Here is a 14,565-nt window from a genome sequence, read left to right on the forward strand (position 1 = left end):
AAGAAGGTGATAATCATGAATTTTTATATCATAAGAATAAAAATCATGGTCCCAGCATTTCCCTGTTCAAGATGTTTTTTCCCAGATAAATAATTGAATTAGGAGTTTTAAAAATGGAAAAAAACATCAGAACAAGTAAAAAAATAAATTTAGCCTTACTGATTTGTCTAGTAGGCTTTCCACAAATAAGTGAAACAATCTATACACCATCACTAACAGAAATCGCTCAAAGTTATGGTATCCCACTAAATATTGCACAAATGACACTAAGTATTTACTTCATAGCTTTTGCATTAGGTGTTTTCTTCTGGGGAATTGGTTCAGATTATTTTGGTAGAAGAAAAGCAATGAATTTAGGTATTGTAGTCTACATTTTAGGATGTATACTATGTTTTGTATCAAAGAATATTGAATTGTTATTTGTAGGTCGCTTTATACAAGCATTCGGTGCAAGTACAGGGTCTGTAACGACACAAACAATCTTGCGAGATAACTACGAAGGCAATGAACGTCATCAGCTATTCGCTAAAATTTCAGCAGCTTTAGCTTTCTCACCGGCAATAGGCCCTCTAATCGGTGGTTTCCTTGGCGAATTTTATGGATTCCGAGTAGTCTTTGCATTTCTCATTGTCATTGGGATGATTCTACTATTCTGGTGCCTTAGGTCTTTACCGGAAACTGGTAACATTTCTTCAAAACGCTTAAATTCAAAGCAAGTTCTTTCAATAGGAAAAAACATGTTGTGTGATCGCTATACTGTAGCATTTGGGGTACTAATTGGAATCTTTAACGGCCTCCTTTTTAGTTATCATTCAGAAGCACCAACAATTTTTATTGAAAAATTTAGCTTTACTCAAAGTCACTATGGATTTATGGGGTGTGCCGTTGCTTTAGCAGCAATTTTAGGTGCGTGGCTATCAAGCAAATTATTAAAAAGAAAGACTCCAAACTTAATTATCCAAAGCGGCATTCAATTATCATTAATTGGTAGTCTATTACTTTGTGTTAGTTCATTTCTAGTTTTGCCTATTTATATGCAAGTACTTGTGTATATACTAGGAATTTTTATCATCCTTACTGGAATTGGAATGGCATTACCTAATTGTTTGAGCCTAGCATTATCTAAGTTTTCCGAAGCAGCTGGTACAGCCGGAGCATTTTTGAGTTTAGGCTATTACATTATTGTCAGTATCTGTACGTTTTTGATTAGTCTCCTCCACACCGGATCTATTCTCATATTTCCTTTATTTTGTACAGGGCTACTACTCATTTCAATGATTTTTCTCAAATTAGCAAAATAAAGAGATGAATATTGACCACTCTTTTTCTCAACACAAGGTTATATTATTTTAGAAAAATAGCTTCATGAAAAATCAACAGTAACATTAGCGTGTCGACAAATGCTTAGATCCTAGGCAAAGTTGAGCACTAGAGCGGAGCATACTTGGGTATGTGAGCACCGGCGTGCAGACTTTAACGATGGAGATAAGTGTTTGTCGACACGCTGACATTACTATATGTAATGGCTGTTGGTTTTTTGTTGTAGGTTATACTTGCCATTTCTTCTTTTATATATATCAATTGGGAAAAAGCCAAAATGATTCAGAAACGATAACTAAGCGGCCTATTGATATCTAATTATGTCACATCAAAGCATCCGTTATTTGAATCGTATCACCAGTGAAAATCGATACATCAAATATAATTAATGCTTTTGATGACTCATTCCACATACCTCTATTGTTTTCCCTAAGCTATTTTTTACTACCTTTAAATTTAACCCAAATCCTACAGCTTCACAAATAGCCTTCCTTTCTGATGTGAGGTTAGGACAAACTCTTAGGCGATATTCTCATGTATTCAGATATTAATAAATAAAGAGTATCTTTTTTAACTATATAAAATCCTCTAAGCAACGCTAACAATAAGCTTTTGCAAAACCAGTGAATGGCCAATTATAAACACTAAAAAAGCACGCCACATAGAATCAAAAACTCCATGTGGCGCGCCTAAAACCTTATTCAAAATATTTTTCCTTCTTCTCTTTCGTTAGCTTTTCAGTTGAAACCAGCTTTCCAACAGCAATAAAACGTTTGTTGGTCTCTGTTGCAACATCACATGTGACAAGAGTAATCTGTGGCTCATCGGTCTCATCAATGACACCAACTTCTGTGTCTTTAACGATTTTTGTGCTTGTTACTTCATAAGTATATAGATTCGTTAAATCTGTCAGATAAATTTTTTCGCCTTCTTTGACATCCATTACCGGACCGAATAACATCGAACCGTTACGCATATGATGCCCTGCAAGTGGGTAGTTTCCTTTACCCATCACTTGATCCGATCGCATTGTTGTCGCACCTGCAAGTAAATTGGCCGTATTTGTGCCTTTTAAAACCATCAAGCTAAGATCAACACTAGGAATCGCAATCGAACCAACGACTGCATTTTTGTCGTAATCCGCTGCCCCTTTTACAACCGATGTCATAGAAGGTAATTCGACGCTCGCAAAATCAAAATTGGCGTCTCTGTTATTATTTTTTTCAATCGTTTCTGCACTGTAGTTTGTTACCGAGTCCCGCTCACTTAAATACTTCACAATTCCGCTTTTAATGAACGGTGATAGTACCAGAAGTAACCCAATAATTAAAATGATAATTGCAATCGTTTTCTTCAAATATATACTCCTCCTTGCTGTTCTTTTATTATATAGTAGACATAGCTCCAAATGCAACAATGAAACGGTCATTGTTCTTTATATCTTCCCCGCCAAGTACTTTAACAAACGCTCCCATTTATTCTACCTCAAAAGCTTTTAACTCGCTTATTTACGCTATTTTCATTCGTCATCAGCCTCTAGACGCATGTTTTTTGGTTTTATTTTTGTTAAAGTTATGTTACAATCGTATTAACGTGGGTTTGGAATTAGCGTAACGCTTCTTACATATAGAGCCCAGTTTTTTTTTATTCTATTAAATATGAAAGTACTTACTCACAGTAGAGTATTAGGAGAGGTGAACTATGAACGAATGGAAAGAAAAAGTCCTCGGCTTCTTAAGTAAGAACTACGGATTTTTTATTCTAGCCGTCATTCTATTCTGGCTAAAAACGTATATTGCTTATCAAACTGAATTTAATCTTGGTATTGAGAATGCCATGCAACAATTTTTACTACTAATTAATCCACTAAGTTCGGCTGTGTTCTTTATGGGACTCGCTTTATTTGCGAAAGGTCGACGCTCGTTTATCTGGATTATTATTATCGATTTACTGTTAACAATCGTCCTGTTTGCGAACATGGTTTACTACCGATTTTTCAGTGATTTTATTACATTGCCAAACATTAAAGAGGCATCAAGCCTTGGCGAACAAAGTGGCAGTATCGGTGCTCTAATGAACTGGACCGATGCGCTTTACTTCTTGGATATCGTTTTCTTGATTGGCTTATTGGTATTTCGAGTTGTCAAACCAAACAAAGAAGCGCGGATTCGTGCTCGTAAAACTGTCGGTGTGTTAACGCTAGGTGTAGCGATGTTTTTCGCTAACTTAGGTCTTGCTGAAATCGACCGTCCTGAGCTGTTAACTCGTACTTTTGATCGGACGTATATTGTAAAATATCTTGGTATGACAAACTTTCAACTGTATGATGCAGTAAAAAGCACACAAAATTCAACGCAACGTGCCCTCGCTGATAGTAGCGATGTCAATGAAGTGTTGAACTATACGAAATCGAATTATGCCGCGCCAAACCCAGCGTATTTTGGAAAAGCAAAAGGTAAAAACGTCATTTACATTCACTTGGAGAGTTACCAGCAGTTCTTGATTAACTACAAACTTCATGGTGAAGAAGTTACACCCTTTATTAACTCGTTCTTCAAGGACAAAAATACATTAAGCTTCACGAATTTCTTCCACCAAACAGGTCAAGGGAAAACTTCTGATGCCGAAATGATGCTTGAAAATTCATTATTTGGGCTCCCACAAGGTTCTGCCTTCTCAACAAAAGGCAAAAATACGTATCAATCTGCACCAGCAATTTTAGGCCAGCAAGGATATGATTCAGCCGTTTTCCACGGCAACTATAAGAGTTTCTGGAATCGCGATGAAATATACAAACAGTTTGGTTATAATCATTTCTTCGATGCTAGTTACTATGATATGAACGAAAAGGATGTTTCGAACTACGGTTTGAAAGATAAGCCGTTCTTCAAGGAATCTGAGAAATATATTGAGTCTTTACAACAACCGTTTTACGCGAAGTTCATTACGTTGACGAATCATTTCCCTTATCCAATTTCAGAAGAAGAAGCAACAATTAAACCAGCTGAAACTGGTGATGCTTCTGTAGATAGTTACTTCCAAACTGCACGTTATTTAGATGAATCAGTGCGCAGTTTCGTACAGTATTTGAAGGATAGTGGTTTGTATGAGAATTCGGTTATCGTAATGTACGGCGATCACTATGGTATTTCAGACAATCATGCTCAAGCCATGAGTAAAGTGCTTGGTAAAGATTATGATGCTTATCAAAACGCTCAAGCGCAACGTGTTCCATTTATGGTTCGTGTTCCTGGAGTAGAAGGTGGCATTAAAGATACGTATGGCGGTGAAATCGATATTTTACCAACCATTCTTCACTTGCTTGGCACAGATACAAAAAGCTACGTACAGTTAGGTAACGATTTGCTCTCTAAAGATGCGAAACAAGTAGTTCCATTCCGAAATGGCGATTTCATTACCCCTGCTTACTCGATGATTGGTGGCAAGTTCTATAATCAAAAAACAGGCGAAGAAATCACGACCGAAACAGACGCTATGAAAGCAACGAAAGACAATGTTGCAAAAGAGCTCGAACTTTCCGATGAAGTGTTACAAGGCGACTTGCTTCGTTTCTACACACCTGAGGGCTTCAAGGAAACAGACCCTTCGAAGTACAATTACAACAATAAGGACAAAACGACAAGTACAGACGAATCATCGACGGATACGAAATAATGACGAAACCACTCATTCATAGGATGGGTGGTTTTTTTAATATAGCTTCCCTTTCCCGCGTTAAAATGCTATTCTATAAAAAGATAAGGGAGGTTACTACATATGAAAATACTCAAAAACTATGCATTCAGTCTTTTCTTAATCGCCGGAATTATCATCGGTGGTGCGGCTGGGCTCATTTTTGGTGATAAAACTTCGGTGGTGCGGCCGATTGGGGAATTATTTCTTAATTTGATGTTTGTCGTTATTGTACCACTTGTATTTCTGAGTGTTTCGAGTGCTATCGCGAATATGAAAGGCATGAAGCGTCTCGGTAAAATTATGGGCACAATTTTTGCGATATTCTTTACAACTGCTTTGATTGCTGCGGTCATTGCGTTTATTGGAACAAAAATCTATAATCCACTGCAGGGCGTTGATATGTCACAAATTATTAAAAACTTGCCAACTGCTCCAGAAGCTACAAGCTCAACAATCGGAGAAACAATCGTCAAAACGTTCACAGTGCCTGATTTTTTGGATTTATTCTCGAAATCTAACTTATTACCCCTGATTGTCTTTTCGATTCTTCTAGGGCTCGCTACGTCGATGACAGGTGAAAAAGGAAAACCAGTCGCTGATTTCTTAAATGCTGGTACGGAAGTTATTTTAAAAATGGTGAAGGTGATTATGTATGCGGCACCGATTGGCCTTGGTTGTTACTTTGCCGATACTGTTGGAAAGCTTGGTCCGCAAATTATTAACGGTTATTTGAACTCTTTCTTACTTTATTTAGTGCTGGCAGTTATTTATTATTTTGGCGCTTTCACTCTATATGCTTTTATTTCTGGTGGTCTTCTAGGCGTGAAAGTTTATTGGAAAAATGTCATTACGCCTTCTATTACAGCAATTGCTACGTCTTCCAGTGCAGCTTGTATCCCCGTTAACTTGCAAGCAACGAAAAAAATGGGAGTACCTGATGATATCGCAGAAACCGTTATTCCTCTCGGTGCGAATACACATAAGGATGGCTCTGTGATGGGAGGAATCATTAAAATTATCTTCCTATTCACCTTGTTCGGCAAAGATATGACCTCACCGATGAATATCCTCGCAATTATTGGTGTTGCATTCCTCGTTGGTGCTGTAATGGGGGCAATTCCAAGCGGTGGTATGACTGGGGAATTAATGATTTGCGCAGTATTTGGTTTCAATCCTGAACTCGTTGGAACAATTATGATTATTAGTACAATCATTGATATACCTGCAACATTACTAAATTCAACGGGGAACACGGTATGTGCAATGTTAGTTAGCCGATTTGTTGAAGGTAAGAATTGGTTGTCAAAACAATTTGCTTAGAGCTAAAAAGGATGGAGCTGCCAGTTTTGGTAGCTCCATCCTTTTTTTAACTTATACCTTTTGTGATACAGCAAACAGTCCTTTCAATCTCTGCCTCATCGTCCCACTCTGCTTTTGGTATAATCATAAAGCGCGTTATCATCAAGCCAACAATATTCGTAATTAGCGTTCGCATAATTGTGCTATTTGGCATATCATTGATCTCTCCACGTTCTTTATAGAAATTAATAATTCTATCAAACTGCCCTTTCACATGCACCATGAAAACTTTCGAAAACTGATCCCGAATCTCTTCATGATACAACATTTCCTGCATGTAAATCTTGATTACCTGACTATTCTCACGTGCAAATTCAAATCTGTTCTTTATTAGCGTTGTTAAAAAAGCTCGAAAATCAGGATATTCCTGCTCAAAAACTTCCGCCACAAATGTCTGTGCTAAAAATGGCGCTACACTTTCAATCATAATTGGCACGGTAATTGAGCTCAATAAGTCCTTTTTTGTCTTATAATGCCTGAAAATTGTTCCCTCAGCAACACCTGCACGCTTCGCAATCTCACTCGTCGATGTTGCCGCGAAACCACGCTCTGCAAATAACTCAATCGCAGCTGCAACAATTTTCTTCTGCTTCTCACTCATTTTTTTATCCTGCTCTGCTACCGCCAACATTTGGGTTAGAATATCTTTGCTTTCCGTCATTACCGCCATTCCTTTCTATATTTTACGATATTTTTTCAAGGCAAAGATATTTAGAATCATGAATACGAGCGTAAATCCAACTAAAACATAGAAATCCGTTGCAAAACCGCTAAACCCTTCACCTTTTACCATAATCGATGTTAAAGCATCTGCACCGTAATACAGTGGCATAATATGAGCAATCCACTGCAACCAATCCGCCATTCCTTCTAGCGGGAAAATTCCACAAAACAAAACTTGCGGTACAATCACAATCGGAATAAACTGCACAATTTGGAACTCATTATTTGCAAATGTTGATAATAAAATGCCTAGTGTCAAAGCGACCATCGCTAACATTAACGTAATCAGCAATACGTACCAAATCGACCCCATCTGCACCATATCGAGCACATGAATCGAGTATAATGCTACAATAATCGACTGTGCCAATGCAAAAATACCAAATCCAAGCAAATATCCAGTTTCCAGCTCCCATCGTTTAATCGGTGTCGCCATCAGACGCTCCAAAGTCCCTGTCGTCCGCTCACGTAAGAATGAAATACCAGCAATTAAGAAAACAAAGAAGAAAACAAAGAATCCAATGAAAATTGGTCCAATCGTATCGAAAAATGTCGTATCTGCATCTCCGTATATATACGCAGTATCAATCGCTAGTTGTTGCTGTTCCGGTATTTGCAAATTCACTGCTGGAATATCCAACTGCTGACCCGTCTGAGCCGTATACTGTTTTGCTATTTTCGCCAAAGACTGCTGTATCTTTGCACTTGCCTCTTGCATCGAAGCACCTAGCTGTTTCATTGTCTCTTTTTGTTCCGCCATCAAAGCCGCTTGCAACTTCATCTGAATCTGCTTGCTAACGCCCGGATCGCTATTTTCAAAAGTCAGCTTCACATTCGAACCATCTTGTAATATAAACGCATCTAGTCCATCTGATTTTATCGTATCCTTTGCGCTATCCACGGAACGATATTGCTTCACCGAAATATCCGTATCTTTCAGTTGCGCCACCATCGAAGAAGATACACCCTCCACGCCAATTTTTGGCTTCACAGTATCCCCATCAAACAAATAATTAATCAACGTAATCAAAAGAAGTGGCGCAATAAACATTAATGCAAGCGTTCTTTTATCCCGTCGAAACTGATTCGCAATTCGCTTCACAATCGCCATTACTCGCATCATGACTGCACACCTCCAAATTGTAAGAAGGCATCTTCCAATCGCCCAGTCGACGTCTTCGCTTCCAATTCAGCCGGCGTTCCAACTGCGATAATTTTACCATCACGAACCATGGCCAATCGATCACACTTTTCTGCTTCATCCATTACATGTGTCGTCACGAGGATGCACTTCCCCTCTCCCTTCAACATGTCCAACTCCTCCCAAATCGACTTTCGTAATTCCGGGTCAATTCCAACAGTTGGTTCATCCAAAATCAACACATCAGGGTCCTGTAACATCGAAATTGCAAGTGACAGACGCCGCTTCATGCCTCCTGAAAAATCGCTTACTTGTTTATTCAATTCCCCTTCTAAATTCACAAGTTTCGCCGCATAAGTAATCCGTTCCTTGCGCTTAGCACCCTTTAAAGAATAAAGTGCTGCAAAAAACTCCATGTTCTCTTTTGCCGTCAAATCAATATATAGCGCATCTGACTGCGCCATATAACCAATATTGGCAATCACACCAAGATTAGGCATCCGCTTATCCAAAACCGTAACCTCACCAGAATCGCCTTTTTCCATACCTACAATGACTTTTACAAGCGTCGTTTTACCTGCACCAGAAGGGCCAATCAAGCCGAAAATTTCACCTTTCTCCACTTCTAATCCAATATCCGTCAAAATTTTCTTTTTTCCAAATGACACGTTAAGTCCCGCCACCTGAATAGCTACTTCTCCCATTTCTAAAACCTCCTCTAGGTTAAAAAAGTAATAAAATGAGTGATTACTCACTTTTATTTTATACTAAAAAAAAATAAAAGTAAAGTAAAAAGCTAGATCTGTTAAAATATAAACCAGCAAAAATTAGATTACCTTCAATGAGAGCGACAAAAATGAACCTTCTATTTTCATTAAAGATTAGTGATTGATTACTTTCAATAGAAATGAGCCCAGGACACACTCATTTTCATGCAAAATAAGCAAGATATCACACATCCTTTTCTTCGAGTAAGGTGTGAATCTTGCTTAACACAAATCGAGCGAAAGCGTTTGTATTCAGGGGATTTCAGAAAGGATTGCATGCTCGCGATGCTCATAGGCATATTGGGGCTTTAGCTCATTTCGAACAGCTCTGAAGGATTACATGCTCGCTTTGCTCTCATGCATATTGGGACTGTAACTCATTTCATTTCGAACAGTCCCAACAAAGAGCCCCGCTATATTTGAATTCGGAGCTCTTTGTATATTCACTGATTCTTTTTTCAAACTTTCATTCATTTCTTGTTCTATTTTCGCAAATAAACATCCGATATCAAATGATCTGCCCCTTTTTTCAAAATAAGCTGGGCTCGATATTTCGTCCGTTCAATGTTCTCCTTCAAGTTCACACCATTAATTTTATCCCACGTTTCTAAAGCAAAAACACGTGCTTCTTCTTCGCTAATCTTTGTATAGCGGTGGAAATAAGAGCTTGAATCTTGGAAAGCTGTCTCACGCAAGAGAAAAAACCGCTCTAAGTACCAGCGCTTAATCTCGCTTTCATCCGCGTCCATATAAATTGTAAAATCAAAGAAATCACTCGGGAAAACAGCTTGTTCAGGATCTACCTGCAGCACATTAATCCCCTCTACAATAATAATATCAGGTTGACTAATCACTCGTGTCTCCTCCAATATATCATACGTAAAATGAGAATAAAGCGGTACTTCAACGTTTGCTTTATTACTTTTCAAATCACTCAAAAAAGCAACAAATCGTCTCCTATCATAACTTTCAGGAAATCCTTTACGCTCCATCAGCCCCTTTTCTTCCAAAACAGCATTTGGATACAAAAAACCATCTGTCGTAATTAGCTCCACTTGGCGTGTTTTAGAAAACCAACGATCTAGCATAATTTTAAGAACCCTTGCCGTTGTGCTTTTACCAACAGCCACACTGCCAGCAATACCAATAACAAACGGTGTGTGTGTCGCATGGCGTTTCAAGTATTCCATTTTTTCACCATGAATAAAAATTTGTTCATGATAATGCATGACGAGCAATTTCACGAGTGGTAAATATATTTCAGCGATATCTTCGAGCGAGATACGATCGTTTAAACCGCGTATAGCTTCCAGTTCTTCCGCCGATAATATCTGGTCTTTACTTACTTCCAGCTTACGCCAATCCTCGCGCGGAAAATGAAAGTAGGGGGAATAATGATCCATAGTCATTCCATCCTTCTCTAGTTTGTTTTCGTTTTCACAGGTTTAAGCATACCGTATCTGACCCAATTCCGCAACCTAATATTTCCGGTACACGTACACATCTTTCGGCTTAGGAATTTCACCATATTTCGTCACCCTCACAGCTGGAATATCCATTTTAAAAGGAGCATAGTATTCCTGCTCAATCACACCGCTCACTTTCACCCACGTATCATTGCTAAGATTGGTTTCCTCGTCAGGCATATGCACCAGCATACCGTACACACCAGAATCCGCAACACAATGAATAATACCAAAACGAAATACAAAAAGGTTCGCATCCTTCGTCACAGGATCATTATACACAAAACCCGTAAATTCAATGCGCTTTCCTTCAAACTCACCAGGATAACTATAAATAATCTCCATTGTCATCAAATAATTATCATCTGTTACCTTGATAGGATCATCATTGATAATCGCGTCCTTTTCTTTAGCAATCATTTTGTCATAATCAGACTTGCCAAAATACCCGCTCGTATCTGGTTTCAAAAACTGATTCATCGCATACGGATCATCACCCGCCGCATTATTTTTCGGGAAGTGAAACCCTTTTGCATCTACAATCGTCGAATTAAGCGTCGCAATTGGAAACATAAATCCAGCAATAAGTGGATAAACGAGAAGGCCGTAAACCAAAATCTTTTTCCAAAACGTATTTTCACCATCATGCGTATGCCCCATATGCGCGTGATTATGCTCCAAATCCTCATCGCGAAAAATCATAATAAGTTGAACTAAACCTAAAAAAAAGGCAGCAATCATCGCAGCTAGTGATAAATAGGAATACTTCATATTAATGTACTTGCTAATATCGCCCGTCACATGCAATTGCATCAAATAGAAGGCGAACCCAAATAAAATAAAAACACGAAACATTAAAATGCCCCCCTTCTAAATGAATAATGCATAAATAAACACCGTAACCGTAACACCAATCACAATAAATGCCACAAACTTCGCTTTAAAAGTCGCTAGCATCATCATTAAATTTTTAATATCAAGCATCGGTCCAAAAACGAGAAAAGCTACAATCGATTGCGTTGAAAAGACACTTCGAAATGAGGCGCCAATAAAGGCATCCGCTTCTGAACAAAGCGAAAGCACAAATGCCAGAACCATCATCAATAAAATAGATAGTACAGGTCCGTGTCCAATCGAAACGAGCGTAGATGTCTTGATGTATGTTTGCATAACTGCAGCCAATAAAGCGCCGAATACAAGAAATTTCCCAACCGAGAAAAATTCATCAACTGCATGCTGCAACGTATGCCAAACCTTTTCCTTCATTGATAGTTTAGCAGTAGCATGAGTATGATGGTCATGCCCTGTTTCAACACTTGATATCGTTTGCGCTGATCCTGAAGTAAAAACCGCATCCATTCCCACAATGGCAGTCATTTCAGATCTCTCTATGTTCTCATTACGCTCAGCCGTCGTCTCATACAGCATAAATTTTTTCTTTCAAACCCTCGCCTTTATAAAAATAAGCAATCGCACTCCCCACGACCAGCGCGACCACTAAGCTCCCTAAAACGCGTAGCAATGGTATTTCCCACGTACTTCCAAACGCCACATATGTCGAAAATAGCACTACTGGATTAATAATTGGCGCCGTCAACATAAACGCAATTCCAGCGTGAAGCGGCACCCCTTTTGCAATCAAATTCCGGACAATTGGCACAATCCCGCATTCACATGACGGAAAAAGGATACCAATCATCGAACCAACAATTACTGCTAAAAATCGATTTTTCGGCATAACCTTAGCAATAAAAGCATCAGAAATAAACATTTGAATAAAGCCTGCGATAAAAACACCAATCAACACAAACGGCAGAGCTTCAATCATAATCGAGATAAAAATGGTATTCATCTGTAAAAAAGAATCTGGTAAATTTTGAAACATATGTTCACTTCCTTGCCTTTTCAATTTCGCTAAGCTAACCTCTTGATTTTATGCTTCTTGGGGGAAGAAATCAAGCTGTATCAGAAAAATTTATTTCAACACAATAAAATAGCGAACTAAACCAATTTAATGGCTCGGCCCGCTATTCGATTTATTTTATTTTAAGGTTCAATTTGTAGATCCAACCCATTCACTTCCACATAAGCACTGAAACCGACCTTTGGACTTTCCCATAAAGCTTGATATTTCAAGCTTCTAGTCCCACTAGGCACATCGTTCACTTGGAATATTGGTGCTTCAATAAATTGGAAATCTAATTCAACATTACTACCAACAACCATTACAGCATCGAGGCTAGAATAGTTCCCTGATGAATCACCAATCAAATTTTTCATTTGCAAGGCATTTCCGTCTATCCTCCTTAAGCCAAGTAATGCTACATCCGTTGAGTTCACTGCACTTAGTCTTCTACCTAAGTTTTGATTGTGAGCATTGATACGTGTTAGTGAGCTTGCGTAAGAACTAGAAGCCCAATTAGATAATATTTGGCTATTCATTATTTGATTCCCGCCCAAATCCACAGTCTCTAACTTTGCTAGTCGAATTACCGGAGTAATGCTCTCATTCGTAATTTTATTGTTATCCAGTTTTAATATCCTTAAGTTGCTTGCGTATTCCATTCCTGTTAGCTCTTCAATACCTTTACCAACCGCTGTAAATTCGGTCAAAGTTTTCATCTTCGCTTTTGTAATTTGATCATCACCTGTTACACCGAGTTCCTCTTTCAGTGCTGCGCGCAAATTATTATCGGGAATTTCTACTATCTCCTCTGGAATTTCCGTTGTTGGATCTGCGACAATATTCCAATTTAATGAGGCTTTTTGTTGACCAACTGTGGCATCTTTTGGAATCGTTAAAGATACACCGTCAATACCACCAAGTAGCGCAGAATGACTTCCCATACCCGCATTTTTCTCAGCAATCAATACATCAATCTCATCTCCGTCTGCTGCTAGCTCACCGCCAACCGATTCAATCCCTTGATCTGCACCATTGTATTCAGGATCAAAAGTAAGTACTCCGCCACGAACCAATTCTCCACTCTGCGATACTTTTAAAGTCCAGCCGTCGCCAGTTCCGCGTAAGTCGGCAATATTAATAAATGCTGGTAAATCTTGACCCGTTGTGGTTGTCACTTTTTTAGCATGAAGCATTTCTTTCCGACCAGTTAACGTGAAATCGCCAAAATTTAAATCAGATACGTGGTTGATACGCAATGATCCTGGATTTGGATTAATCGGATCAATCGGGATACTCGGTTCTTCTGGGTCAATCGGATTTGGAACTTCTGGATCTATAACCCCCGTACCTGGTAAAATCTGAACCGCCGCTTCGCTTGTTGCCCTATCTGACCCGTCATACGTTGTCGCTAAAACCGTGTTCCCTGTTGTCGATGTAACTAATAATCCGGTCATAGCCATGATACTTAACTTCTTCATAAATGGTTGACACTCCTTTAAAATTTACTTTAAAGGTTAATATTAGATCAGAACTATCGTGCTTACCATCACTTCTTTTGCTACTTTTTAGAAAATCATGATAGAAAAGAGCGACGACCCCAACTCCAAAAACGGATGCAAGGTCGTCGCTTATGAGACATACTATTGAGCTAGGTTTGAATATGGTTGTGCGTGGAACATCCACACTAATCCGTACTTATCTTTAATGATACCCATTTTTCCACCCCAGAATTGCTCTTTTAGTTCGTCGATAATTTCTACACCACTCTCTGTAACATTCTTGTATAGGGCCTCCAACGCTGCAACTTCTTCTGCGTCTTCTGAATTGAAATCAAGCATCATGGTAACACTGGAAGAAAACGGCTCGCCTTTGCTATCACGGTCGCTACAGAAAATCGTATTCCCCAATATAACAAAGCCGCCATGAATCGTTGTATCTTCCAAATTATCTGTTGTGATACCCCATTCTTTCGCCATGTTCTCATCCATACTCATTCGCTTCAATAAAGTTGCTCCGAATACTTCTTTATAGTATTCCATCGATTCTTTCGCATTATCAAAACTTAAATAAGAATATAATTTAGCCATCCTTGTTTTCCACCTTTCAAATGAAGTTACACTTGGATTATAATTGATACATCGTATAATTACAATTCATACGTTAGCCATTTATAGAAGTTGGGCGATT

Annotated in this window: 11 protein-coding genes and 1 pseudogene; 3 read left to right on the forward strand and 9 right to left on the reverse strand. The window is 38.6% G+C overall.

Features of this window, described 5'->3' with window-relative positions:
* The first annotated feature begins 113 nt into the window (after positions 1-113).
* Complete coding sequence (locus tag PROCOU_RS05255; protein WP_036070170.1) at positions 114-1,301, forward strand: multidrug effflux MFS transporter; 1,188 nt, start codon at positions 114-116, stop codon at positions 1,299-1,301.
* A 716-nt stretch (positions 1,302-2,017) separates the two neighbouring features.
* On the opposite strand, the gene PROCOU_RS05260 is transcribed toward PROCOU_RS05255, so the two are convergent.
* A complete protein-coding gene (locus tag PROCOU_RS05260) occupies positions 2,018-2,677 on the reverse strand; it encodes a class A sortase (protein ID WP_051994208.1) in 660 nt (219 codons plus the stop codon).
* Positions 2,678-3,021: 344 nt separating this feature from the next.
* Between PROCOU_RS05260 and ltaS the strand changes: the two genes are divergently transcribed.
* A complete protein-coding gene (gene ltaS, locus PROCOU_RS05265) occupies positions 3,022-4,995 on the forward strand; it encodes a lipoteichoic acid synthase (RefSeq protein ID WP_036070171.1) in 1,974 nt (657 codons plus the stop codon).
* 102 nt (positions 4,996-5,097) lie between these two features.
* Positions 5,098-6,336: a dicarboxylate/amino acid:cation symporter gene (locus PROCOU_RS05270; protein WP_036070174.1), complete on the forward strand. Its 1,239-nt coding sequence runs from the start codon at positions 5,098-5,100 to the stop codon at positions 6,334-6,336.
* Positions 6,337-6,382: 46 nt separating this feature from the next.
* Here the strand turns inward: PROCOU_RS05270 and PROCOU_RS05275 are convergent, their stop codons facing one another.
* From PROCOU_RS05275 to PROCOU_RS05310, 8 genes and pseudogenes are all read right to left on the reverse strand, one after another.
* Positions 6,383-7,036, reverse strand: a complete 654-nt coding sequence (locus tag PROCOU_RS05275; RefSeq protein WP_036070176.1) for a TetR/AcrR family transcriptional regulator — start codon at positions 7,034-7,036, stop codon at positions 6,383-6,385.
* 15 nt (positions 7,037-7,051) lie between these two features.
* Complete coding sequence (locus PROCOU_RS05280) at positions 7,052-8,218, reverse strand: ABC transporter permease (protein WP_036070384.1); 1,167 nt, start codon at positions 8,216-8,218, stop codon at positions 7,052-7,054.
* Positions 8,218-8,943: an ABC transporter ATP-binding protein gene (locus PROCOU_RS05285; RefSeq protein WP_036070178.1), complete on the reverse strand. Its 726-nt coding sequence runs from the start codon at positions 8,941-8,943 to the stop codon at positions 8,218-8,220. The genes PROCOU_RS05280 and PROCOU_RS05285 overlap by 1 nt, the downstream gene beginning before the upstream one ends.
* A gap of 545 nt (positions 8,944-9,488) precedes the next feature.
* Positions 9,489-10,409 (reverse strand): type I pantothenate kinase, encoded by a 921-nt coding sequence (coaA, locus tag PROCOU_RS05290; protein WP_036070179.1) that lies wholly within the window; start codon positions 10,407-10,409, stop codon positions 9,489-9,491.
* A 75-nt stretch (positions 10,410-10,484) separates the two neighbouring features.
* Complete coding sequence (locus PROCOU_RS05295; protein WP_036070181.1) at positions 10,485-11,327, reverse strand: TIGR03943 family putative permease subunit; 843 nt, start codon at positions 11,325-11,327, stop codon at positions 10,485-10,487.
* A gap of 15 nt (positions 11,328-11,342) precedes the next feature.
* Positions 11,343-12,357, reverse strand: a pseudogene (locus tag PROCOU_RS05300) (permease).
* A gap of 161 nt (positions 12,358-12,518) precedes the next feature.
* The gene (locus tag PROCOU_RS05305; protein WP_036070183.1) at positions 12,519-13,856 is read right to left on the reverse strand and encodes a WxL domain-containing protein; all 1,338 of its coding nucleotides are present in this window, start codon (positions 13,854-13,856) and stop codon (positions 12,519-12,521) included.
* A gap of 162 nt (positions 13,857-14,018) precedes the next feature.
* A complete protein-coding gene (locus tag PROCOU_RS05310; protein WP_036070188.1) occupies positions 14,019-14,465 on the reverse strand; it encodes a VOC family protein in 447 nt (148 codons plus the stop codon).
* Positions 14,466-14,565 lie beyond the last annotated feature (100 nt).

The organism is Listeria rocourtiae FSL F6-920, from assembly GCF_000525975.1.
GTDB classification, from domain to species: Bacteria; Bacillota; Bacilli; order Lactobacillales; family Listeriaceae; genus Listeria_A; species Listeria_A rocourtiae.